At 72.1% G+C, this 23,898-nt stretch carries 20 protein-coding genes; 5 read left to right on the plus strand and 15 right to left on the minus strand.

The window, feature by feature from the left end:
* Nucleotides 1–23: 23 nt before the first annotated feature.
* Complete coding sequence (locus ACK1X7_RS26515) at nt 24–773, minus strand: hypothetical protein (RefSeq protein ID WP_385138185.1); 750 nt, start codon at nt 771–773, stop codon at nt 24–26.
* A gap of 317 nt (nt 774–1,090) precedes the next feature.
* A complete protein-coding gene (locus tag ACK1X7_RS26520; protein WP_385138187.1) occupies nt 1,091–2,635 on the minus strand; it encodes an MFS transporter in 1,545 nt (514 codons plus the stop codon).
* Between the two features lie 172 nt (nt 2,636–2,807).
* Between ACK1X7_RS26520 and ACK1X7_RS26525 the strand changes: the two genes are divergently transcribed.
* Both ACK1X7_RS26525 and ACK1X7_RS26530 read left to right on the plus strand, forming a co-directional pair.
* Nucleotides 2,808–3,812, plus strand: coding sequence for an Lrp/AsnC family transcriptional regulator (locus tag ACK1X7_RS26525; RefSeq protein ID WP_385138188.1), 1,005 nt, complete (start codon nt 2,808–2,810; stop codon nt 3,810–3,812).
* 198 nt (nt 3,813–4,010) lie between these two features.
* Nucleotides 4,011–4,463 carry a phospholipase gene (locus ACK1X7_RS26530; protein WP_390794014.1) on the plus strand — a complete coding sequence of 151 codons (453 nt, stop codon included), beginning with the start codon at nt 4,011–4,013 and terminating at the stop codon, nt 4,461–4,463.
* 127 nt (nt 4,464–4,590) lie between these two features.
* Here ACK1X7_RS26530 and ACK1X7_RS26535 read toward each other — a convergent pair whose 3' ends face one another.
* The 9 genes from ACK1X7_RS26535 to ACK1X7_RS26575 all read right to left on the minus strand — a co-directional run bounded on the left by ACK1X7_RS26535 (nt 4,591) and on the right by ACK1X7_RS26575 (nt 14,860).
* Nucleotides 4,591–5,445, minus strand: a complete 855-nt coding sequence (locus tag ACK1X7_RS26535; protein WP_413115721.1) for an HAD family hydrolase — start codon at nt 5,443–5,445, stop codon at nt 4,591–4,593.
* Complete coding sequence (serS, locus tag ACK1X7_RS26540) at nt 5,442–6,719, minus strand: serine--tRNA ligase (protein WP_385138194.1); 1,278 nt, start codon at nt 6,717–6,719, stop codon at nt 5,442–5,444. The genes ACK1X7_RS26535 and serS overlap by 4 nt, the downstream gene beginning before the upstream one ends.
* Before the next feature lie 712 nt (nt 6,720–7,431).
* A complete protein-coding gene (gene pheA / locus ACK1X7_RS26545; RefSeq protein ID WP_382957189.1) occupies nt 7,432–8,367 on the minus strand; it encodes a prephenate dehydratase in 936 nt (311 codons plus the stop codon).
* A 129-nt stretch (nt 8,368–8,496) separates the two neighbouring features.
* A complete protein-coding gene (efeB, locus tag ACK1X7_RS26550; RefSeq protein ID WP_413115722.1) occupies nt 8,497–9,738 on the minus strand; it encodes an iron uptake transporter deferrochelatase/peroxidase subunit in 1,242 nt (413 codons plus the stop codon).
* The gene (locus tag ACK1X7_RS26555) at nt 9,735–11,873 is read right to left on the minus strand and encodes a copper resistance CopC/CopD family protein (RefSeq protein WP_385138197.1); all 2,139 of its coding nucleotides are present in this window, start codon (nt 11,871–11,873) and stop codon (nt 9,735–9,737) included. Before ACK1X7_RS26555 ends, efeB begins: the two co-directional genes overlap by 4 nt.
* A gap of 6 nt (nt 11,874–11,879) precedes the next feature.
* Nucleotides 11,880–12,389, minus strand: coding sequence for a copper chaperone PCu(A)C (locus ACK1X7_RS26560; RefSeq protein WP_413115723.1), 510 nt, complete (start codon nt 12,387–12,389; stop codon nt 11,880–11,882).
* Complete coding sequence (locus ACK1X7_RS26565; protein WP_390794009.1) at nt 12,386–13,048, minus strand: SCO family protein; 663 nt, start codon at nt 13,046–13,048, stop codon at nt 12,386–12,388. The genes ACK1X7_RS26560 and ACK1X7_RS26565 overlap by 4 nt, the downstream gene beginning before the upstream one ends.
* Before the next feature lie 144 nt (nt 13,049–13,192).
* The gene (locus ACK1X7_RS26570) at nt 13,193–13,948 is read right to left on the minus strand and encodes a YcnI family protein (RefSeq protein ID WP_385138203.1); all 756 of its coding nucleotides are present in this window, start codon (nt 13,946–13,948) and stop codon (nt 13,193–13,195) included.
* Between the two features lie 96 nt (nt 13,949–14,044).
* Nucleotides 14,045–14,860 (minus strand): hypothetical protein, encoded by an 816-nt coding sequence (locus ACK1X7_RS26575; protein ID WP_385138205.1) that lies wholly within the window; start codon nt 14,858–14,860, stop codon nt 14,045–14,047.
* Nucleotides 14,861–15,061: 201 nt separating this feature from the next.
* On the opposite strand from ACK1X7_RS26575, the gene ACK1X7_RS26580 reads away from it, so the two are divergent.
* Entirely contained in the window at nt 15,062–15,565 is a 504-nt protein-coding gene (locus ACK1X7_RS26580; protein WP_014061889.1) for an ATP-binding protein, read from the plus strand.
* A 71-nt stretch (nt 15,566–15,636) separates the two neighbouring features.
* Here ACK1X7_RS26580 and ACK1X7_RS26585 read toward each other — a convergent pair whose 3' ends face one another.
* Nucleotides 15,637–17,136: a PLP-dependent aminotransferase family protein gene (locus ACK1X7_RS26585; RefSeq protein WP_385138206.1), complete on the minus strand. Its 1,500-nt coding sequence runs from the start codon at nt 17,134–17,136 to the stop codon at nt 15,637–15,639.
* A gap of 47 nt (nt 17,137–17,183) precedes the next feature.
* On the opposite strand from ACK1X7_RS26585, the gene ACK1X7_RS26590 reads away from it, so the two are divergent.
* On the plus strand, nt 17,184–17,717 hold the full coding sequence (locus tag ACK1X7_RS26590; protein ID WP_390794008.1) for a carboxymuconolactone decarboxylase family protein: 534 nt from the start codon (nt 17,184–17,186) through the stop codon (nt 17,715–17,717).
* A 69-nt stretch (nt 17,718–17,786) separates the two neighbouring features.
* On the opposite strand, the gene ACK1X7_RS26595 is transcribed toward ACK1X7_RS26590, so the two are convergent.
* Complete coding sequence (locus ACK1X7_RS26595; protein ID WP_216347998.1) at nt 17,787–19,283, minus strand: aminopeptidase P family protein; 1,497 nt, start codon at nt 19,281–19,283, stop codon at nt 17,787–17,789.
* Nucleotides 19,284–19,401: 118 nt separating this feature from the next.
* Nucleotides 19,402–21,030: a GAF domain-containing SpoIIE family protein phosphatase gene (locus ACK1X7_RS26600; RefSeq protein ID WP_413115724.1), complete on the minus strand. Its 1,629-nt coding sequence runs from the start codon at nt 21,028–21,030 to the stop codon at nt 19,402–19,404.
* A gap of 581 nt (nt 21,031–21,611) precedes the next feature.
* Here ACK1X7_RS26600 and ACK1X7_RS26605 point away from each other — a divergent pair.
* Entirely contained in the window at nt 21,612–22,286 is a 675-nt protein-coding gene (locus ACK1X7_RS26605) for a bifunctional DNA primase/polymerase (protein ID WP_385138212.1), read from the plus strand.
* A gap of 574 nt (nt 22,287–22,860) precedes the next feature.
* On the opposite strand, the gene ACK1X7_RS26610 is transcribed toward ACK1X7_RS26605, so the two are convergent.
* Complete coding sequence (locus ACK1X7_RS26610; protein WP_216345174.1) at nt 22,861–23,829, minus strand: DUF5926 family protein; 969 nt, start codon at nt 23,827–23,829, stop codon at nt 22,861–22,863.
* Nucleotides 23,830–23,898 lie beyond the last annotated feature (69 nt).

The raw sequence follows: 23,898 nt of genomic DNA on the forward strand, positions 1-23,898 counted from the left end.
GCCCACCGGGCTCCTCCGATCCGCTACCCGCGCAGCCGCTTGGCGCGCCGCGCCCGCCGCTGGACCGACTCGGCCTTGAGGGTGGCGACGTCCCTGCGGACCTCGGTCATGTCCTCACCGAGATCGCAGAGCCGCTCGCTCATGGCGCAGATGACCCGCCCATGCGCGTCGAGCCGCCGGTCCATGCCGTCCAGCCGAGCGGAGACCCTGGCCATCCACGGCGCCAGCTCGCGCAGCGTGGAACCGACATCCGCCAGACACGCCTCGACGGCGTCGAGGCGGCCGCCGATCGGCCCGGCCAGCATCCGCTCGGTGAGGATCCGTTCGAGGGGGAGCTGATCCGTCCCTGCTTCCGGTCCGCTCCGAGTCGACTGTTCGACATCGAGCAGATAGGTGCGTACCCGCTTGGCGGTATCGCTGTCCCGCAGCAGCATCGCGACGTTGAGCACCGCCCGGCGGGGGTAGAGGGTGAGCTGGGTACATGCCTGTGGATAACTCCGATCCCATAGGTCCATTGTGGACCTATGGAAGCCTTGCAGGTCAGCGCCTCGGAGCGTATGCATCCCGTTGCTGTGGAACTCCTCCCGGTGCCGTTTGGCCAAGCTCTTGACGGCTTCTTCCCCAACCTCGAAGTACTCCGCGACCATGCGCGTGGTGATATGCAGCCCATCCGGCAGCATGGTCAGGATCTTGACCTTGTCGAGGACATCCGTCCGTTCGATGACGCTGTCGCGCAGCGCGCGCGACTCCAGTAGTGCGATCTCAGGTGGCATATGTGTGCCTTCCGGTCCGAAGTTCGGGTGATGGTCACGCCCCACAAGCCAGGGGCTAGGCCGCCCGTATCCAGGGACCAGGAGCGGAGGCTGCCTACCTCTTTCGGACCCAACCGCCGTGACATCGCTGCCCGTCGATCCGTCGCCCGGCCGAGGCTCCAACTCGCGTTGCCTCCGCGCATAACGCGTATATGGAAGAACGATCCGATCGCGTAAGGGTTACTCGCACCGCGTGCGTTGACGGACGTCGGCCTCACGCGGCGAAGGGGCGGGCGCTGTTGGGCGCCCGCCCCTTGTGACGTGCCGTCGTCCAGCGCTCAGGCGTGGACCGGCTCCGCCGGGGATTGCTCCGGGGTCGGCTTCGGGGGTGCTCCGCCGGGGCCGCCGCGGACGACGGCGAGGACCAGGAGGCCCGCCACCAGGGCCGCGATGCCGGAGATCAGGCAGATGCGGTCGAGCCCGGCCGCGAACGACTCGTGGACGAGGGTGCGTGCCGCGTCCGCGTGGGCCGGGGGCGCGGAGGCGATGACGGCGTCGGCGTGGCCGCCGCTGATGGCCTCGGCGGCCTGTCCGGCCGCCCGGGCCGGGACGGTGCCGCTGTCGTCGACCATGTCCCGTACCCGCGTGGCGAACACCGTGCCCAGGACGGCGATCCCCAGGGCGTAGCCCAACTGCCGGAAGGTGTTCACCGCGCCGCTGGCCATGCCCGCCCGCTCCGGCGGGGCCGAGCCGAGGGCCGCCGAGACCAGCACCGGCATGGCCAGGCCGATCCCCAGACCGGCCAGCGCCAGGCCCGGGACGAAGGCCGTCCAGTCCGCGTCGGGGGTCACCATCGCCGCGTTGACCAGCGCGCCCGCGCCCACCATCAGCAGTCCGCCGCCGAGCGCCCGCCCGGGGGCGACCCGGTCCAGCAACCTTCCGCCCGCCGCGCCGACGACCAGCGAGACGCCCGCCATCGGCGTCACCGCGAGCCCCGCCTGCACCGGGCTCATCCCCAGCACCGACTGCAACCACAGCCCGGCGTAGGTGAGGTACGGGAAGGCGCCCGCCTGGAGCAGCAGGGCCGCGGCCATCAGCACCGCGAACGTCGGGCGGCGCAGCAGCCCCAGGTCCAGCAGCGGCTGCCGCTTTCCGCGCTCCACCACGGCGAAGGCGAGCAGCGCGATCGAGGCCGTCACCAGTGCGGCGACCGTGCCGGTGTCGGCCCAGCCCTCCTCACCGCCGCGCATCAGCCCATACGTCAGCGCCCCGGCGCACACCGTGAACGAGGCGGCGCCCGGCCAGTCGATCCGTACGCCCGGCGCGCCGCGCGACTCATCGATGGAACGGAGCGTGATCCACACCGCGATCGCCGTCAGCGGCAGATTGACCAGGAAGATCGCCCGCCAGTCGACGTACTCGGTCAGCACCCCGCCCAGCACCGGGCCGATCGCCGCGGCCGCCCCGCTCGTACCGCCCCACACGCCGAAGGCGATACCGCGGTCGCGGCCGGAGTATGTCGCCATCAGCAGCGGGGTGTTGGTGGCGAACATGGCCGCCGCCCCCACCCCCTGGACGGCGCGGGCCGCGATCAGCACCCCGGCGTCCGGTGCCAGACCGCAGACCAGGGAGGAGATCGCGAACACCGCGAGGCCGACGACATACAGCCGCCGCCGTCCGAAGAGGTCCGCCGCCGAACCGGCCACCATCAGCAGCGCGGCCAGCGCCAGGGCGTAGATGTCCATCACCCACTGGAGGGAGGTGAAGGACGCGTCCAGTCCCCGCGCCACCTGGGGCAGCGCGGTGTTCACAATCGTGACGTCTATCAACAGCATGAAATTGCCGAGCGTGATGGCGGCGAGCGGCCACCATGATCTGCGCATGACTGACTCCGGGATTCGGAACGTGCCGGCGACGTGCCGACAAGGGGACGCGAGGGCCGGCCCCGATGGCGACCCGGCGGTCCCCGCGGCTCTTACGGTCGTCCTGACCGGTCCGCTCATTCCAGCCAGCATCCCCCCGGTGGCACTATCCGACGTCGGCTAGCTTTGTGCGGTGGAATCCGACACGTACGACGACCTGGACCGGGCGCTGGTGCATGCCCTTCAGCTCGACGGCCGGGCCCCCTTCAGCCGCCTCGCCGAGGTGCTGGGCGTCTCCGACCAGACCGTGGCCCGCCGCTACACCCGGCTGCGGACGACGGGCGCCCTCCGGGTGCTGGGGCTCACCGACCCGGCGGCGGTCGGCGATGTGGTCTGGCTGGTGCGGGTGCGGTGCCTGCCGGACGCCGCGCTGCCGGTGGCCGAGGCGATGGCCCGGCGGACCGACACCTCCTGGGTGCATGTGCTCTCCGACGGCACCGAGGTCGCCGCGTCGACACGGGCGGCGTCCGGCCCGGACAGCGACGCCCTGCTGCTGCGCAAACTCCCGCAGACGCCCCGGGTGGTGGGGGTGAGCGCGCACTGTGTGCTGCATGAGTTCTACGGCGGTGAGCAGGGCCTGGTCAACAAGACCGAGGCGCTGACGGCCGAGCAGGCCGGGCGGCTGCGCCCGCCCGCCGCGGACCGGTCGAAGGGGCCACGCGGACCGGTGGGCGCCGAGGACCGCAAGCTGCTGGACGTCCTCGCGGGGGACGGGCGGGCGCCGCTGGCCGAACTGGCCGCCGCCACCGGCTGGTCGCAGTCGACGGTGCGCCGCCGGCTGGCCGATCTGCGCGCCGACGGAACCCTGTACTTCGACGTCGACTACACCCACCGGATGTTCCATCAGAACGTCACCACCACGATGTGGCTGTCGGTGAGGCCGTCGGATCTCGCCGCCACCGGGCAGACACTCGCGGACCACCCCGAGGTGGCGTTCGCATGTGCGACCACCGGGACGAAGAATCTGATGGCGACCGTGGTCTGCGCCGATGTCCCGGCCCTCTACACCTATCTGACCACCCGCATCGCCGAACTGCCCTCCGTGCTGGACATGGAGACCGCCCCGATCCTGCGACGGGTCAAGGGTCCGGGGCCGCTGTTCGTCCCGCCCTCCCGGGTGCCCCGGCGCACCTCCTGAACCGCCCCCGCGGCGGCGGCGGTTGGAGGAAACTCCGAAACTCCGCTGGTCGAACTCTGTTCATCTCTACGTCGGTGTAGATCTTGACGGTTGTCAGGGACCTGCCCAACTCTTGGCGTGCGCTGGATCACACCGCGCCGCCCCCTGCGCCACAAGCCTTTTGAGGGGGCGTCGGAAGAAAAAACGGAGGGAACCCGAATGCGTCGCCTCGTCACGAGTCTCGCGGCCACCGCTGTCACCGCTGTCACCGCCATCGCCCTGGCCGCCGCGCCCGCCCAGGCGGCCCCCGCGGACAAGCCGCAGGTCCTCGCCAGTTGGACGCAGACCAGCGCCGGCAGCTACAACACCTGGGTCGCGGCGCGGAACAACCAGGGTGCCTGGGCCGCCTACGGGTTCGACTGGTCCACCGACTACTGCAGCAGCTCCCCCGACAACCCCTTCGGCTTCCCCTTCCAGACCGCTTGCGCCCGCCATGACTTCGGCTACCGCAACCACAAGGCGATGGGCATCTTCGACGCCAACAAGGCGCGGCTCGACAGCGCCTTCTACGAGGACCTCAAGCGGGTGTGCAGCGCCTACAGCGGCGCCACCAAGACGTCGTGCGACGCCACGGCGTGGACCTACTACCAGGCGGTCAAGGTCTTCGGCTGACCCCGCCTGGACCGGGCTTCCTCGGCGGCGGCCGAGGAAGCCCGATCACCGCTGCCGGGCCCGGCTGCCGGGCGGTCCGCCGAGGCGGCCGCACCGGCTGCCGGCCGGTTCACCCGGCGCGCCGCCGTTATCGGCGCGCCGCCGGGAAGAGCCGTTCCAGCACCGCGGCGATGCCGTCCTCCGTGTTGGACGCGGTGATCTCGTCGGCGACGGCCTTCAGGTCCCGGTGCGCGTTCGCCATCGCGACAGCGTGCTTCGCCCAGCCGAACATCGGAATGTCATTGGGCATATCGCCGAACGCGATCGCGTCGTCGGCGGTCATTCCCAGCCGGCGCGCGGCCAACGACAGGCCCGTGGCCTTCGTCAGCCCCAGCGGCAGCAGCTCCACCAGCCCGGTGCCGGCCATCGTCACCCCGACCAGGCCCCCGGCGGCCGTCCGGGCGGCGTCCGCGAGCGCGTCGTCGTCCAGCTCGGCGTGCTGGATGTAGAGCTTGCTGATGGGCTGCGACCACAGCTCGGCCGGATCCGTGAACGGCACCAGGGGCATCCCCTCGTGGTCCATCCGGTAGCCCTCGCCGAACAGCACCTGGCCGTCCAGCCCGTCGCGGGCCGCGGCCAGCGACAGCGGGCCGATCTCCGCCTCGATCTTCTCCAGCGCCAGCAGGGCCACCTGGCGGTCCAGCGTGACGGAGGTCAGCAGCCGGTGCTCACCCGCGTGGTAGACCTGGGCGCCCTGACCGCACACCGCGAGCCCCTGGTAGCCCAGGTCGTCGAGTATGTGCCGGGCCACCGGGACGGTCCGCCCGGTGACCACGATATGCGCGGCCCCCGCCGCGGTGGCCGCGGCGAGCGCGGCACGGGTCCGCGCCGAGACGGTGTGGTCGGGGCGGAGCAGCGTGCCGTCGAGATCGGTGGCGACCAGTCGATAGGGGAGCTCGTCCGTCACTCCGGCCGGCTCGTCGTTCGGTCCGGCGCTGGTCACCGCGCGACCGGTTCCAGGACCTCGCGTCCGCCCAGGAACGGCCGCAGCGCCTCGGGCACCCGCACCGAACCGTCGGCCTGCTGGTGGTTCTCGAGGATCGCGACGATGGTCCGGGTGACCGCGCACAGCGTGCCGTTGAGCGTGGCCAGCGGACGGACCTTCTTGCCCTCGCGCATCCGGATCGACAGCCGCCGCGACTGGAACTCGGTGGTGTTGGAGGTCGAGGTCAGCTCGCGGTACTTGCCCTGCGTCGGGATCCACGCCTCGCAGTCGAACTTCCGCGTCGCCGACGAGCCCAGGTCACCCGAGGCCAGGTCGATCACCCGGAACGGCAGCTCCAGGGAGGTCAGCCACTGCTTCTCCCAGTCCAGCAGCCGCTGGTGCTCGGCCTCGGCGTCCTCCGGGGTCGTGTAGACGTACATCTCGACCTTGTCGAACTGGTGCACCCGGAAGATCCCCCGGGTGTCCTTGCCGTACGACCCGGCCTCACGGCGGAAGCAGGAGGAGAACCCGGCGTAGCGCCGCGGCAGTTGGTCCGCCTCCAGGATCTCGTCCATGTGGTACGCGGCCAGCGGGACCTCGGAGGTGCCGACCAGGTAGAGGTCGTCCTTGTCGAGGTGGTAGACGTCCTCGGCGGCCTGGCCGAGGAAGCCGGTGCCCTCCATGGCCTTCGGCTTGACCAGCGCCGGGGTGAGCACCGGAGTGAAGCCCGCCGCGGTGGCCTGTGCCATCGCCGCGTTCACCAGTGCGAACTCCAGCAGGGCGCCGATGCCCGTCAGGTAGTAGAAGCGGGAGCCGGAGACCTTGGCGCCGCGCTCGGTGTCGATCGCGCCGAGCAGCTCGCCGAGCTCCAGATGGTCCTTGGGAGCGAAGCCCTCGGCATCGAAGTCGCGCGGGGTGCCGATCGTCTCCAGGACGGTGAAGTCGTCCTCGCCGCCGACCGGGACCTCGGGGTGGACGAGATTGCCCAACTGGAGCAGGAGCTGCTGGGTCTCCTCCGCGGCCGCGTCCTGCTCGGCGTCGGCCGCCTTGACGGCGGCGGACAGCTCGCCCGCCTTCTTCAGCAGCTCGGCCTTCTCGTCACCGGCGGCCTTGGGGATGAGCTTGCCGAGCGCCTTCTGTTCGGCGCGCAGCTCGTCGAAGCGGACACTGGAGGACCTGCGCCGCTCGTCGGCGGTCAGGAGGGCGTCGACGATGCCGACGTCCTCTCCACGGGCGCGCTGGGAGGCGCGCACACGATCGGGGTCCTCACGGAGCAGGCGAAGGTCAATCACCCCACCAGGTTACCGGTGTGACCTCGGGTACTCGACGCGATATTCCTTTGCGTCCCGTTTTGCCCTCTTTTGGGGCTGTGGGTAAACCGGGGAATTCCTGTGACGGCCGCCGTCAAGGAATGCATGCGCATTCCCCGAAAAGGGGCAAAGAGGCGGCGTCGGGTCGACCTTCTTCCCTTGCGTACAGGGTGAGTTGAGGCCCGGTTGTCCACAGGGGTGAGGGGAATCCCCGAAGTTATCCACAGGCTGTGTGTGAGATCTGTGGATGTCGCGGTGATCGCTTAGGCCCCCCAAGTGCTCGGCGATGGATTCCCCCATCAAACCGCGTTCACACACTCCACAAGAGAGGAATCCCTCACTCCAAAGAGTTGGCCGAGGGAATTGAGGTGACAGGTGAGTGATGTCCGGCGATGGGGGTGCATACGGCTTGTGTTGTGATGTGACCGTCTCGCCGGATTGATGATGTCGACTTATCCCCAGCATGTCCCATCAGCCTGTGGATAACTTTTCCGCAGCGATTCCGTCGATCCCCAGCACCGTCGATCCCCAGCACCGGCGTGCCCCGGCACCGGCGTGCCCCGGCACCGGCGTGCCCCGGCACCGGCGTGCCCCGGCGCCCGGAGTGCCCCGGCGCACGCTCGCTACGGCGGGTCGCTACGACCGGCCGCTACGGAAGGGGGTTCGGCTCAGGCGCGCTACGGCCGGCTTCGGCTCAGGCCCGGCCGTCCTGGCAGCGGGCCAGCCACTCCGCCGCCTCCGTGAACGCCTCGTCCGAGGTCCCGTGCCGCAGCTCGGCCAGGTCCTCCGCCGTCACACCCGCCCGGGGGTACGAGCCCAGGAACCGCACCTTCGGGCAGATCCGCTTCAGCCCCATCAGGGCCGAGCCCACCCGCCGGTCGGTGATGTGTCCCTCGCAGTCCACCGAGAAGCAGTAGCGGCCGATGCCCTCGCCGGTCGGGCGCGATTCGATCCGCATCAGGTTGACCCCGCGCGCGGAGAACTCCTGAAGCAGTTCCAGCAGCGCGCCCGGGTGGTCGTCCCCGAGCCAGATCACCACGGACGTCTTGTCCGCGCCCGTCCGGGCGGCGGGCCGGGCGGGGCGCCCGGCCAGGACGAAGCGGGTCATCGCGTTCTGCGCGTCGTGGATGTCGGTGACCAGCGGCTCCAGACCGTACCTGGCCGCCGCGAACTCGCCCGCGAACGCCGCGTCGTACCGCCCCTCCTGCACCAGCCGGGCGCCGTCCGCGTTCGAGGCGGCCGATTCCCACAGGGCGTCCGGGAGGTTCGCCGCCAGCCAGTTGCGGACCTGGGGCTGGGCGACCGGATGCCCGGTCACCGTCTTGATGTCCGTGAGCGCGGTGCCCGGCCGTACCAGCAGCGCGAAGCTGATGGACAGCAGCACCTCGCGGTAGATCATCAGCGGTTCGCCGGTGGCCAGTTCGTCGAGGGTCGCGGTGACCCCGCCCTCGACCGAGTTCTCGATGGGGACCAGCGCGGCCGCCGCGGCACCGGAGCGCACCGCGTCGAGCGCCACCGGCACCGAGACCATCGGCACCAGCTCCCGGGTGGCGGCCTCCGGCATGGACCGCAGGGCGGCCTCGGTGAAGGTGCCCTCGGGGCCGAGGTAGGCATAGCGGCTGGCCGACATCACGGTCGCTCCCTGTGATCAGACGAGACGGCCACGATACTCGCGTCCGCGAAGCGCGCGGACTCGCCGGTCACCCCTTGGACGCGCGCGGCCGGGGCGGCTCGTCCCCGTCTCCTGTCCCCTCATCTCCTATCCCTCCAAGAGTGCCTGACCCACGTACTCTCCCGGGGCGCAGCCGGGGGGCACCGCGAACAGCGCGCTGGCCTCGTGCCGCAGGAACCGCGACAGGTCGTCGCCCAGGTCCAGCTTCCGCTGCACCGGGACGAACCCCTTCATCGGATCCGCCTGCCAGGCGATGAAGAGCAGTCCGGCGTCCGGCGCCCCGTCGTCGCGGAAGCCGTCGTGGTACGAGAACGGCCTGCGCAGCATGGCGGCGCCCTGGTTGGACGCGGGCGCCGCGACCCGCACATGGGCGGCGCCCGCGATGGCCAGCGCACCGTCCCCGTTGACCTTGTCGAGCCGGACCGGGGTGGTCTCCGTGCCGCCGGACAGCGGGGCGCCGTCGGACTTGCGGCGGCCGACCACCTTCTCCTGCCGCTCCAGGGAGAGATGGTCCCAGGCGTCCAGCAGCATCCGGATGCGCCGGACGACCGCGTAGGAACCGCCCGCCAGCCACGCGGGCTCGCCCTTCTCCGGTACGAAGATCCGCCGTTCGAAGTCGTCGTCGGCCGGTTTGGGGTTGTTGGTGCCGTCGATCTGTCCCATGAGGTTGCGGGTGGTCATGGGGCGGTCGGTGGCGCCGGGGGTGCGGTTGAAGCCGTTCATCTGCCAGCGCAGCCGGGCCGTGCTCCCCGCTTCGCGCTGAAGTGCGCGCAGCGCGTGGAAGGCGACCAGCGCGTCATCGGCGCCGATCTGGATCCACAGATCGCCGTTGCTGCGCTTGGGATCGAGGGCGTCCGAGACGAAGTCGGGGAGCGGAGCGAGTGCCTCCGGCAGTTGGTCGTCGAGTCCCGTCTTGCCGAAGAAGGTCCGGCCGAAGCCGAAGGTGACCGTAAGGGACGAGGGGCCGGCGTCCAGCGCGATCCCCGTGTCGTCCGGCGGGGCCTCGCCCGCCATCAGCTCCTGGGCCGTTCGCGACCAGCGGCGCAGCAGTGCGGCGGCCGCCTTACGGTTCGCACCGGGCGCCAGGTCGAAGGCGAGCAGATGGCCATGGGCCTGGAGGGGGGTGGTGATGCCGCCCTGGCGCTTGCCGTGGAAGGGCACGGCCCTCGCGCCCAGGGAGCTGAGGGGTTCGGGTGTCTCCCGCGTCGCCTCGGACGCGTAGGCTCCGGCGGCTCCGCCGGCGACCAGTCCGGCCGCGCCGGCGGCGCCCGCCGTGCCCAGCAGACGCCGCCGGGAGATGCCGGACGAGGGTGCTTGCTCTGTCGTCATTGAGCGACTTTCACGTTCCTGGTCTCCGTCACCTGGTCGATGTCGGAGGTTCGTACGGTCAGGGAGAGCTGCCAGGTGCCTGCCATGGGGAGCTGGACGGTCTTGGCGCTCCAGTGCCCGGTCGAGAGGCGCTCCAGCGGGGTGCGCAGCGGCCCGATCCCCTTGGACTTGAGCGTCAGCGACAGCTTGACCTCGGGGACGTCCACGGGACGGTCGGCCAGGTCGGTGGTGAAGACATGCAGCGCGTTGTCACCCGGCAGAGCGGGTTCGATCATGACAACGGCCTTGCCGCGGCCGCTCTTGGGGCCCGTGTTGTAGGGGATCAGCACGCTCACCGGGTCGACGTTCAGTTGGCCGCCGGGCTTTGTGGCCGAGGCGCTCGCCTGCTCCGTTTCGGCCCGGCCGGGCTGGGTGCCGCTCAGCACGGTGGCCACCGCCAGCAGCACGACGGCCACGATGGTCTCGGCGATCACCGACCGGCGCAGACCGCTGCGCTCGCGGTCGGCGTCGCGCTCCCGCAGCGTGGCGGTCCTGTCCTTGGCGGCCCGCTGACGGGCGAGCTGGGCGGCGCGTTCGGGATCGTCGGCGTCGGCGGCGTCGTCCGAACTGCCACCGCCATCGCCACCGTCACCGGACTCGGTCTCGGCGTCGGCAGGGGCGTCGACCGCGGCGTCGGCCGCGCCGGTACGGACCGGCTGCGCGGCCTTCACCGCGGCCTTGGACTCGGCCTTGGTCCCGGCCCCCGCCTCGGCCTCCGCCGTGGCATCCGCTTCCGAGGCCGCCGGAGCCGCCTCCGACGCGCTCTCCGCCTCGGCCTCCGCGTCCGTCTCCTCCGCCGGGTCCGCCGTGACATCTGTAAGGCGGCCGGTCCAGCGTCGTGAGATGGCCGCGATGCCGAGGAGCACCGCCACCAGACCCACCTTGACCAGCAGCCATCGCCCGTACTCGGTGTCGGTCAGCGCGCCCCAGGAGCCCACCTGCCGCCATGACTGGTACAGCCCGGTGACCACCAGGGCGACGACCGACCCGAAGGCCAGCCGCGAGAAGCGGCGCACGGCCGCCCGCCCGATCGGCTCGCCCGCCCGGAGCGTCACCGCGAGCGAGGCCAGGCCGCCCAGCCACACCCCGACCGCGATCAGATGGATCATGTCCACCGGCATGGCGAGCTGCCGCTGGAGGCCGACCGAGGCGTGCTCGGCCATCGCCCAGGTCGCGGAGAGGCCCACCGCCATCACCGTGCCGCCGAAGCCCAGCCCGAAGGCGAGGTCCTGGCGGCGCCGCGCGTCCGCCTCCCGCTCCCCGGTACGACGGGTGTACGAGCCGAAGAGGACGGCCAGGAAGACCGCCGCCGCGCCGAGCAGCAGCAGCCGGGACAGCAGTGCCGCGCCCGGCTTGGTGGACAGCACATCGCCCAGCCTGCCGAGGTCGAGGATCCCGCCGATCCCCTCACCGTCGGTGTACGGCCCGCGCAGCAGCAACAGCAGCAGGGTGGCCGTGAAGACCGTCGCCCAGCCGCCCACGGCGATCTTGCGCACCGGGCGGGAGGACCGGCAGAGCCCGGCGAACACACTGCCGCCCACCAGGGCCGCGAACCCGCCGTAGGCGGCGTACCGGCCGATTCCGTAGAGCGTGCTCACGGTGCTGTCGGACGCCTCGCCCGTGGGCACCTTCGCCGTGGTCTTGGACGGGGCGCCGATGGAGAAGGTGAACGCGCCGCTCACCGGGTGGCTGTCCTCCGATACCGCCTTCCACGCCACCGTGTAGGTGCCGTCCGGCAGCCCGGAGTGCAGCCCGGCGGCGGCGGTCGACGACTTGCCGCCGACATGGGCGGTCTTGCCGGTGTCCACGCGCTTGCCCTTGGGGTCGAGCACGCGCACCGAGTCGCCGGAGAGCAGCACGCCCTCCGAGAAGTTCAGCGTGACCTCCCTGGGCGCGGTCTTGACCACCGAGCCGTCGGCGGGGTCGGTCGAGGTGAGTGCGGCATGCGCGGACGCGGAGCTCGCGCCCACGCTCAGCGCGCACAGCAGCGCGGCGAGCAGGGTGCCGCAGATCGCGATCAGGCGCCGGGCGGTCGCGGTGGTCCGGGAGGGGGCCGCGGTGGGCCCGGCGGGGGCCAGGGAGGTCAGCGAGGGCATCGGGTGTCAGTCCTTGGGGCGGTACGTCGTCGGCTCGACCGGGACTTTGATCTCGATGGGGGCGGATGTGGCGAAGTGCAGGGTGAAGCTGACCTTCTCACCGACCTTCGGCCGGTGGGAGAGGTTTGTCAGCATCAGATGATCTCCGCCGCTGGACAGCTCGAGCCGGTTGTCCGCCGGGACATCGAGCGAGCTCACCTGCTTCATCCGGGTGCCCTTGGTGGTGTGCAGGGTGACCTCGGAGGCGAGCGGGGTGGTGACGGACGTCAGCTCGTCGGCGCCGCCACCGGCGTTCCGTACGGTCAGATAGCCCGCCGCCATGTCGGTCATGGGCGGCTGGGAGACATACGCGCCGGTCACGGACAGCTTGGGGTCGCCCCCGCCCCCGCCCCCGCCGCCACCGCCACCGTCGCCGTCGTCGCCCGAGCAGGCGGCGAGCGTGGCGGACAGACCGAGGGCGAGGACCACGGCGGCCGCCTTACGGACGCCAGGAATGCCAGGGGCCGCCGCTGTCACGGGTTCCGCCCCTCGATGATCTTCGGCAGGTCCTTGGCGTAACGATCCGCCGTGGCCTCCGTCGTGTAGATCCAGTGGCCCTTGTCGTCCTTGGGCGAGAAGCCGATCACCTCGGCGCCGTGGCTGACGGTGATGCTGCCGTCCTTCTCCTTCTTCGGCTTCTCGATGAAGATGCCCAGCGGCCGCGCGGCGGCCTCGATGGTGTTGAAGTCGCCGGTGAGGCCGACGAAGTCGGTGCCGCCCTGGGCGTCCAGCCAGGAGCGCATCCGCTTGGGGGTGTCCCGGGCCGGGTCGGTGCTGACGAAGACGACGCGCAGCTTCTCCCGCTCGGCCTTGGGCAGCTTCTTCACGGCGAGGGCGACGTTGCTCATGGTCAGCGGGCAGACGTCCGGGCAGTGGGTGTAGCCGAAGAAGAGCAGGGTGGGCCGGCCCTTGGTCTCCTTGAGCAGCTCGTACTTCTTGCCGTCGGTGTCGGTGAGGGCGAGGTCCGGCTTGGCCTTCGCCTGGTCGAGGACGATGGCCTGCCCCGACCTCTGGCCGCCCTTGACCTCGGCGGCGGCCGCGTTGTCGCCCTTGCCGCCGCTGTCCGAGCCGCCGCAGGCACTGAGGGTGAGCGCGGCGGCGGCGACGATGGCGGTGGCCAGGATTTTGGTGCGCATGGAGCTGTTCTCCAAAGAGAGAAGTGGTTCGGTGGCGCGCGGGGGCGGCGGACCCGAAGGCCCGCCGCCCCCGCCGGGATCACGCGGTCCGTTCAGGACCGGCGGTCACCGGCGGTACCCGCGTCTTGGTGCGGCGGTCGGCGGTCAGGCGGAGCGGCGGCGGCTGGCGAGGACGCCGTAGGCGGCACCGGCGGCGCCGATGACGATGCCCACGATGCCCAGCACCCGGGCCGTGGTGTCGCTGCTGTCCTTGTCGTCGGAGGAGTCGGCCGAGGCGGAGTTCTCGGCTCCGGCCTTCTCGGAGCCGCTGTCCTTGCCCTGCCCGGAGGCCGCGGCGGCGTCATGGCCGTCCGAGCCCTCGGCCGGGGCGACCAGCTTGAGCACCGGCGCCGGGTTCTCCGGTTCGGCGGCGCCCTCCTTGGGCTCCTCGATCCAGCGCACGACCTCCTTGTTGTCGTACGTCTGGAGCGCCTTGAAGGCGAGCTGGTCGGCGTCGTCGGGCAGTTGGCCGACCGACAGCGGGAACTGCTGGAACATCCCCGGCTCGATCTTGCCGCCGGACCAGGTGACCTTGGTGACCGCCTCGCTGATCTTCTCGCCGTGCATCTCCATGGGCTTGGCGAGCTTGGACTTGGTGACCTTGACGTCCCAGCCGGGCACCGGCTGCGGCATCACCGAGGCGAGCGGATGGTCGGCGGGCAGGGTCACCTCGAGCTTGACGGTGGAGGCGTCGTCGCGCTCGTTCGGCACCTTGAAGTTGATGGTGCTGTAGCCGCCCTTCTCGGCCTGGCCGGGCTGCACGCTGACGTGCGCGAAGGCGGGGCCCGCGGTGAGCAGCACCAGGCCGCCCGCGGTGAGGGCTCCGATGACCGGCAGACGGCGGAGACGCATGGCGTTCATGTCAACACTCCAGGGACAGGAATGATCAGATGGGTTGGCGTGCGTGCGGCGACGTCGCGGCCACCCTCCGGTCCCGCTGGAGGAGTGTCGCGTCGGTCAGGCCGCGAGGTCGCAGACCGGCGGTCCCCGCCTGATCACGCTGTGCTGGAGGACGAGGGCCGTCGTCCCGCCCTCGTCCCGCTCGGCCGTGCGCGGACGGCACGGCCCGCCGTAAGGCGCCCCCGAAGGGGCCAGGAGCACCCGTACGAGCTTCAGGGCGGCGCGCAGCGCCCGTACGAGCGCGGCCTCCGCAACCCCACGCGCCCCGTCCACCGACAGCCGCACCGCCCGCCATACGGCCATCTCGCCCCGGCGCAGCAGCCAGCCGACGGCGAGCGCGGCGAGCAGATGGCCCAGGATCATGGGCAGCGACGGCAGCAGGCCCGCCATCCCGGCCGCCTGCTCCGCCGGGGCGGCGGACGACGGCATGGTGTGCGGGCCGTGCGCGGCGGACGGGTCGATGCCCGTGTGCGCGACGATCCGATGCGCCGTGGCGGCGTCGAGCCGTCCGGGGCCCGACGCGCACAGCAGCCTGGCGGCCAGGCCGATGACGTGGCCCTGGGCGGCGTCGGCCCGCTGGGCGGCCTCCTCGGCGGCCGTCGCCCGGTGCTGCCCGAGCGCGAAGAGCGCGTGCAGCGCGAGCTGCCCGATGGCCAGCAGGGCCGCGATCCCGGGCAGCGACCGCTCCCGCCCGGCCAGCGTCAGCGCCACCGTGAACATCGCCGCGCAGCCCACGCCCACCGTCCACAGCGGCACGGTGGCGCAGGAGGCCAGCACATGCCCCGCCGCGGACAGCACGACACAGACCGCGGTGAAGACCGCGGCCCGCAGCATTCGCAGATCGGCGCCGGCACGGGCGACAGGGGAAGCCATGGCGGCGACATCATCCCACTGGGAGGGCGCGTTCCCTACGGCGGGTGGGGCGTACCGGCGCACACCAGGACAGGCCCATACACCGGTTCGCGCATCGAGCGCGTCCGCCGAATGAGCGGAGTCACGTTGATAAGACGCTTACGGACCATGGACCCAGGCAATACGTAACGGTATGTCGAGCCGCGGCCGGGAGGCTGGAGCATGAGCATCTGGTGGTCACTCCATTTGCCCCGCGAGGCGGCGAGCGTTCCGCTCGCACGACGACTGCTCCTCGGCACCATGGAGACGGCCGGAGTGGATCCGGAGATCTCCTACGATCTGTCGGTCGCCCTCTCCGAGGCGTGTGCGAACGCGGTGGAGCACGGGGGTCGCGACGGCACGGGCGGGGATTACCGAGTCACGGCCTATATCGACGGCGACACCTGCCGTATCGAGGTCACCGACTCCGGCCCCGGCTTCGCCGGACGCGGCGCCGTCCGCCGCGAGGGCCGCACTCGGAACGAGCGGCGTCCGGCGGGCGCGCCGAGACCACAGCAGCCGCGCAGCCCGGCTCCGCCCCAGGCGGAGCACGGGAGGGGGCTCTTTCTCATCGAGGCTCTCACCGACCATGTCCGCTACCGGGACCGTCCGGGGCGCGGCGGGGTGGTGGTGAGCTTCGACAAGATCCTCAAGTGGCGCGAAGGAGCGCTGCTGAGGGCGTCGTAACCGGGTCGTAGCCCTTCGGGGGACTCAGGGCGTCAGGCGGCCGTCCGTCCGTGCCGTTCGAACTATTCGGACTATTCGGGTTGTTCGGTCGATTCGGTCTGTTCGGACGGCAGGGCGCGGCACAGCGCGTCCAGCGCTCCCGCGAAGGAGTGCTCGGGCGGGGTCGCGTAGCCCACCACGAGCCCGTCGGGGTGGGGTGTGGTGGCGTCCGGGTGGCGGTAGCCGCCGAGGCCGTCGAGCGCCAGTCCCTGCCAGGCGGCGGCGCGCAGGGCGGACCGCTCGGTGCCGGGCGGTAGCTCCAGCACCGCGTGCAGCCCGGCCGCGATCCCCGAGACGCGGACATGGGGCGCGCGTTCGGCGAGGGTGGCGACGAGCTGATCGCGCCGACGGCGGTAGCGCTGGCGCATCCGGCGCACATGGCCGTCGTAGCCGCCCGATTCGATGAAGTCCGCGAGGGTTAGCTGGTCGATGACGCCGGTCCAGCCCTCGCGCTCCCCCTTGGCGGCCAGCAGGCGGTCGACCAACTGGTCAGGCAGGACCATCCAGCCCAGCCGCAGGGCCGGGGAGAGGCTCTTGCTGACCGAGCCGAGGTAGAGCACCCGGTCGGGGTCGAGGCCCTGGACGGCGCCCACCGGGCGGCGGTCGTAGCGGAACTCCCCGTCGTAGTCGTCCTCCAGGACCAGACCGCCGCTCTCCCGCGCCCAGGCGACGGCCGCCGCCCGCCGCTCGGGGTGCAGCGGACCGCCGGTGGGGAACTGGTGAGCGGGAGTGAGCAGGGCCGCCCGCAGGCCGTCGAGGGCGGCCAGTCCATCCGTAAGGGCGCCATCGGCATCCAGCGGAAGCGGGATCGTATGGATCCCGGCGGAGCTCAGAAGCGAGCGGTGGAACGCCAGGCCGTACGACTCGACGGCCATCCGGGGCCGCAGCAGCCGGGTGCCGCTCAGTAGCCGCAGGGCGTGCGCGAAGCCCGAGCAGACGACGATCCGGCCGGGGTCGGTGCGGACGCCGCGGGCGCGGGCGAGGTAGTCGGCCAGGGCGCGGCGCAGCTCCGGGCGGCCGCGCGGATCACCGGGGCCGAACGCCTCATGCGGTGCGGCGGTCAGCGCGCGGCGGGCCGAGGCGAGCCAGGCGGTGCGGGGGAAGGCGGCGGCGTCCGGCTGGCCCTGGAGCAGGTTGTGCACCGGTCGCGGGGCGGGCCGGGGCGTGCGATGGCCGCCGGACGCCCCCGTCGCCCCCGTCGGTCGCCCGCCGGGCCCCCGGCCGGGTGCGCGCCGCCGGGGCGGGGGCGGTGCGGGGCGGGGCGCCACCCGGGTCCCGGAGCCCTGGCGGGCAGTGAGCCAGCCCTCGGCGACCAGCTCGGCGTAGGCGTCGGCGACCGTGTTCCGGGCGATGCCCAGGTCGGCGGCGAGGGAGCGGTAAGGCGGCAGCCGGGTGTCCGGGGCGAGCCGGCCGTCGCGGATGGCCTCCCGCAGCGCGGCCATCAGGGCGGTGCGGCGGCTGCCCGCGCGGGTCAGCTCCAGATGGAGGTCACTGCCGAGGATCTCCGCCGAATTGACCCATGAATCCGCCATGGAAATGCACCCTACAGAGGGTCGCTTAGCGGCCTAATTTCATTCCCATGACGACTACGACAGCGACTACGACAGCGACGACGGCACAGACGACGACCACGGCGACGACGGCAGAGACGGCGACGACGGCGCGGCAGACCGGACGGGTCGACTTCGCGAAGGCCGCCCCCAAGGCGTTCAAGGCACTGATCAGCCTGGACGCGGCCGCCCGCGAGGGCCTGGACCCGGCCCTGGTGGAGCTGGTGCAGATCCGCTCCTCCCAGCTCAACAACTGCGCCTACTGCCTCCATATGCACACCACCGACGCCCACAAGGCGGGCGAGAGCAACGAGCGCATCGCCCTGGTCGGGGTCTGGGAGGAGGCCGGTAAGGGCGGGTTCTACACCGAGCGGGAGCAGGCCGCCCTGGCGCTCACCGAGGCGGTCACACTGCTGCCGGGCGGCGTCCCGGACGAGCTCTACGAGCGCGCCGCCGGGCACTTCGAGGAGCGGGAGCTGGCCCAGCTCATCGCCCTCATCTTCACGATCAACTCCTGGAACCGCATCGCGGTGACCACCCGCAAGGTGCCGGGGCAGGGCTGAGAACGGGCTGTGGGGAGCGGCGCCGCCGCTCCCCACAGGACCCACGTGATCGGGCGATGAGCCGCCGTCTCAGGCGGTCAGGCGGGCCATCCACGCCTCGACGTCGTCGGCGGTCCGCGGCAGCGCGGCCGACAGCACGCGGTTGCCGTCCTCGGTCACCAGGATGTCGTCCTCGATGCGGACGCCGATGCCCCGGTACTCCTCGGGCACGGTCAGATCGTCGGGCTGGAAGTACAGCCCCGGCTCGACCGTCAGGCACATCCCGGGCTCCAGGGTGCCGTCCACATAGGTCTCGGTACGGGCCACGGCGCAGTCGTGGACGTCCATGCCGAGCATGTGGCCGGTGCCGTGCAGCGTCCAGCGGCGCTGTAGCCCCAGCTCGAGCACCCGCTCCACCGGGCCCTCGACAAGGCCCCACTCGACGAGCCTGGTGGCCAGGACGTGCTGGGCGGCGTCGTGGAAGTCGCGGTACTTCGCCCCCGGCCGGACCGCGGCGATGCCCGCCTCCTGCGCCTCGTAGACCGCCTCGTAGATCTTGCGCTGAAGCGGGCTGTAGGTGCCGTTCACCGGCAGGGTGCGGGTCACATCGGCGGTGTAGAGGGTGGTGGTCTCCACGCCCGCGTCCAGGAGGAGCAGATCGCCGGAGCGGACCGGGCCGTCGTTGCGGACCCAGTGCAGCGTGGTGGCGTGCGGGCCCGCGGCGCAGATGCTGCCGTAGCCCACGTCGTTGCCCTCGACCCGGGCCCGAAGGAAGAACGTTCCTTCGATATAGCGCTCGGAAGTCGCCCGCGCCTTGTCCAGAACCTTGACGACGTCCTCGAAGCCGCGGGCCGTCGAGTCGACGGCCGCCTGTAGCTGCCCGATCTCGAACTCGTCCTTGACCAGGCGCTGCTCGCTGAGGAAGACCCGCAGCTCCTCGTCGCGCTCACCGGTGACCTTGTCGGTCAGCGCGGCCTCCAGAGCGGCGTCGTGACCGCGCACGATGCGGACCGGGCCGGTCGCGGCCCTCAGCTCGTCGGCCAGCTCGCGGACGTCCTTGGCGGCCAGGCCCAGCCGCTTCTCGGCCTCCGTAAGGCTGAGCCGGCGGCCGACCCACAGCTCGCCCTGGCCGTCCAGCCAGAACTCGCCGTTCTCCCGGTTGGAGCGCGGCAGCAGATACAGCGTCGCGGTGTGGCCGCCGCCCGCCTCGGGCTCCAGCACCAGCACCCCGTCCTCGGTCTGGTCGCCGGTGAGGTACGCGTACTCGGTCGAGGCGCGGAAGCCGTAGTCCGTGTCGTTGGAGCGGGTACGGAGATTGCCCGCGGGGATGACCAGGCGGTCTCCGGGGAAGCGCGCGGAGAGCGCGGCGCGGCGGCGGGCGGTGTGCGGAGCCTGTTCGACGGGCTCCAGGTCGTGCAGCTCGGTGTCCGCCCAACCGGACTGCATGTTCGCCGCAAGCTCGTCGGAAACGCCTGGGTAGAGGCCGTTCTTCCGCTGCTTGATGGGCTCCTCGCCTTCCGGGTTCTCCGGGGCTTCGGGAGTGGGCTCCTCGGTCACGTCTTCCTCCTCGAACTGGACCCCACCCATCGTATGTGCGGGGGCGCGGCGGCCGGGAGGGCCCGAAGCGCGGGGCGACCACGGCTCCAGCGGGGGCCGTGGTCCCCCTCGAGCCTCGGCCGGACTCGAGCCTCGGCCGGACTCGACCTCAGTCGAAGTGGGCCACGAGCAGGACGAGGTCCTCGGTGCCGTCCTCCGAGGGCCGCCCCACGGGGGCCGCCGGACCGTCGGGGAGAACCGTACGGAGCACATGGTCCGCGAAGGCGTCCGGATCGGCCCGCACGACCTTGGGAGCGCTCGCCGCGGCCGTGTGCAGCCGGGTGAAGGCCCGGTCCATCGGCTCACCGGTGCGGTGGAGCAGCCCGTCGCTGTAGAAGAGGAGCGTCTCTCCGGACGACGGTTCGATCTCGACGCTGGGCGCCTCCCAGCACGAGAGCATCCCCAGCGGGGCGGACAGGGTGGTCTCCACGAACTCGGTGCGCCGCTCCCCGGTGAGCAGCGGCGGGCAGTGCCCGGCCCCGGCCAGCACCACCTTGCGCGTCCCGGGCTCGCAGTAGGCGAACAGGGCGGTCGCGGAGCGGGCGGGCTCGGTCAGTCGCAGCAGCAGCTCCAGATCGGACAGGACGGCGACCGGATCCTCGCCCTCCATCACCGCGTACGCCCGCAGCGAGGCCCGCAGCCGCCCCATCGCGACCACGGCGCTCGGCCCGGAACCGGTGACTCCGCCCACCGAGAGCCCTAGCGCCCCGTCCGGCAGCGGCAGCGCGTCGTACCAGTCCCCGCCGCCGTGCGGACCGGGGTGGTGGCGAACGGCCAGCCGCACCCCCGGGACCCGGGGCAGCCGGGTGGGCAGCAGCTCCTCCTGGACGGTCGCGACGGCGGCGCGGGCGCGCGAGAGCTCGATCAGCCGGGCGATGTGCGCGGCGGCGTACTGGCAGTACAGGCCCACGAGATGGCGCTGGCGCTCCCCGGGCTCGGCGGGCTCGTCGTAGAGCCAGACGGCTCCGCCGAGCCGCCCGGAGGGGCCGCCGGCGCCCATGGCGGCGGCGATACCGCGCGGGGCCGCGGCGGCCGGTACGGCATCGCGACCGTGGCCGGGACCGGGGGCGCCCGCCGTGCCGGGGGTGTCGGGGGCCGGGCGGTCGCCCGTGCCCGCCGGGGAGCCGGCGCCGGACCCGTCCGCGTCGGGGGCGGGCGAGGGGATGGCGGTGAGGCCGGGCGCGGTACAGGGGGTGGTCCGGAACGGGTCCAGCGGCACCGCGTAGCTCGCGGCGAACCCGAGCCGTGCGGCCACCTCGCGGTGGCGCGGGTCGAGGTCGGCCTCCCCGGCGATATCGGGGTGGGTCACATCGGCACGCCGCTCACCACCCGGTTCCGGCAGCCCGTCGAGGAGATGACCGGCGGAGGCGGAGCCGCGCGGGATGGTCTCGATCTGGCCGAGATCGGCGTGGCCGAGGCCGAGCCCCACGGTGGTCACCGGGCCGAGGCCATCGGCCGGTTCGAGCGCCACCAGCCCGCGCCGCGCGCCGACCAGGGCCGCGCCCGCGCGCAGCAGTTCACGCAGCGCCTCGTCGAGCGTCCCGGTCCTGACCAGCCGCTCGGTGTGCTCATGAAGGGTGGTGAGATCCGAGACCCAGCTCGCGAGCCGGTCCTGGACACCGGAGTTGGCATCGGTCAGGGGCGGGGGAACGGGGCCCGGGACGGGGTCCGCAGTTTGCGTGGGCGAGGGGAGGGAAGGATCGATTCCAGCCACTTTCGGCGCGTGGGGCGAGTTCATGGCCCGCTGCCTTCACCCGCCGGGTCCGGCTCGCTCAATAGCATCGCAAACCCCCTGTCGTGCTGCGCCGCTACTGTGCCGCTACTGTCTCCAGATGTACACGGAGCGGAGATGCGATGTCCAGCATCGTCCCGGTGGTCTTGTTGGTGTCTGGGGGGAATTGAACTTGGCTGAAAAAAAGTCGTTAGGCTGTCCCTTCGAGGTCGACTGACGTCATTCGACAGCGCGTCGTCTCCACCGCGGCGGGTACACATTCGGAGAAGGGGCAGGGGCAGTTCGGATCGCCCGGAACCCCGTGGCCGGTCCAGGCGTCATAGACCACAACGGCCGCGCCCATCCCCGAGTGGCGAGGAACGCACCAACTGGACGGCAAGCGCCATGCGCGCGCCACCCCTCGCCACGTTCCACGCTCGGCCCGCGGCATGATGCGCTGCCTTGTACGCGCAGTGACTTGTGATCCACCTGCTGTGACGGGCCGAACGATGCCGTACAGCGCCACGTAGTGCCAAGTGAAGTGCCATCTGAAGTGCGATGTAGTGCGACGGACAGCCCTCGGCGTTAACGGAAAGGAACGAGCGCTCATGCGCGAGATCCTCGGAAGGCGACGCAAGTTCTCGCTGCGGCGCGGCGCGCGATCGCCGCTGCTGCGTGCGGCGCTCACCTGCGCCACCGAGTGGCAGTGGCCCGTGGTCCCGGGCGTCGGACTCCGGTCCGGCGGCGGACGGTCCCGGGTGTGTGGCTGCCCCGACCCGGAATGTGCGGTTCCGGGCGGACATCCGTTCGACCCTGTTCTCCTCGCCGCCACCACCGACCCGCGCATGGTGCGCTGGTGGTGGGGCAACCGGCCCGATGCGCCCCTACTGCTGGCCACCGGCGGCCTCGCGCCCTGCGCGGTGAGCCTGCCCGCGGTCGCCGCGGCGCGGGCGCTGGCGGTCTTCGACCGGGCGGGGGTGCGGCTCGGCCCGGTGGTCGCCACACCCACCCGCTGGTCGCTGCTGGTGGAGCCGTACTCCCTCGAAGACCTCGGCGAGCTGCTGAACCAGCAGGACTGGGTGCCCAGCTCGCTGCGGTTCCACGGCGAGGGCGGCTATGTGGTGCTGCCGCCGTCGCAGACGGGCCTCGGGCGGGTGCGCTGGGAGCGGCCGCCGCTGCGCCGCGCCGGGCGGCCCTGGCTGCCTCAGGTGGCCACGGTGGTGAACGCTTTGGTCGAGGCGAGCACCAGCGCGCCCGACGGAGGCAGCCGGCTCGCCTATTGAGGGCGGGCCCCGGGTGCGGGGGTTCGGGGGCCGCTGAGCGCGAGGCTCAGGGGCGGGGCAGGGATGTGTGGGGCTCGGAGGCCGGGGAGGCGTTTGCCCGGCCTCCGAGCCCGCTCTTTTCCGGCGGTGGTACGGCGCCCTCGGGCAGGATGCCGAAATTCGGGGCGCTGGGGGTTCCGGGCTCTGCGGTCAGGGCCGCGCGCTTGGATTTCGGGCTCGAGCGTCAGGGTCGGGCTCCGCACTCACGCTTCGGACTCGGGGTCCGCACTCGGGGTCCCGGCTCCGGGCTCCAGGGGCAACTCCCGTGGCGCCGAGGGCAATTGGTCCGTACCTTCTCCCGGCCGCCTCGTGCCGCCCCGCCCGTCTCCCGCGCCGGCGTCCGGACGCGGACATGGAAGCGCCCGGTCGCTGGCGACGGGGGATGCACCAGCGACCGGGCTTTTAGAACCGTAACAAGAGATCGGCCGATAGCAAATTCGATCGCGGATTTCCGGACGTCTATTTGCAGGGCGTAACGGTGAGTTGTGAGCAGCGTCACGTCCCCCGGTGGCGCCCTCCCGCCGTCCGGGAACCGTCAGCTCAGCGTCACCTGACGGTTGGTGAGACCGCCCCGGGCGCGCCGCTGCTCGGGCGTCAGCGGGGCGTCGGAGGCGAGCGCCTCCGCGAGCCGTTCGGCGAGGTCCACGGCGGGCTTCTCGGTGTCCTCGGCGCTCATCCCGCGGGGCAGGTCCCACACCGGCACCGTGAGCCCATGGGCCCGGAAGGAGCCCACCAGCCGGGTGTTGTCGCCGAGCGAGGAGGCGCCCGCGGCGTGCAGCCGGGCGAGCGCGTCGAGCAGCTTCTCCTCGGGGTGGGACATCACCCAGCGCAGGTGGTTCTTCTCCGGCGTCTCGCACCAGTAGGCCGCCTCCACGCCGGTGAGCCGGGCGGTGGGGATCGCGGCCGCGTTGGCCCGTTCCAGGGACGCGGCGACCTCTCCGGTCGCGTTCGCGGCGTCGTCGACCCAGAACTCGAACCCCTCGTGCAGGGTCGGCGAGAAAGTGCCCTTCGGGTCGAGCAGATCCTGAAGCCGCGGACCGTCGCCCGGCGCCCGCTCGGCGGCCACCGGAGTGCCCGGATCGGCTGTCAGCGCCCGGCGCAGGGTGTCGGCCAGGTCGCGGCTGATGTCACCGGAGGGCGTGTCGTTCTGCAGACCGAGCAGCACGGCGCCGCTGTCGCGGCGCAGCGCGGGCCACGCCATGGGCAGCACGGTCGCCAGGGTCACCGACGGAACCCCCTCGGGCAGCCCCTCGGCGAGGGCCAGCTCGACGGTCGCGGCGGGCACCAGCTCGCGCAGGGCCACCCAGTCGCATTCGTTGGGGAGCCCCTCGAAGGGGCGCTGCACCAGCTCGGTGGCGGCGTGTGCGGCCTCCCTGCCGTGACATGCCTTGTAGCGACGGCCCGAACCGCACGGGCAAGGCTCCCGCGCGCCCACCACGGGGATCTCGCCGTTGGCGGCCTGTGGCCCTGTGGCCTTCGTCTGGGGGCGGCGCTTCTTGGCCATGGTGAGGCTGTCTCCCGATCTGCGGCTCAGGGCTTGCTCGTACGCCCGTGACGGTCTGCGTACGGCCGT

It is taken from the genome of Streptomyces sp. CY-1, assembly GCF_047218265.1.
Lineage (GTDB): Bacteria > Actinomycetota > Actinomycetes > Streptomycetales > Streptomycetaceae > Streptomyces > Streptomyces niphimycinicus.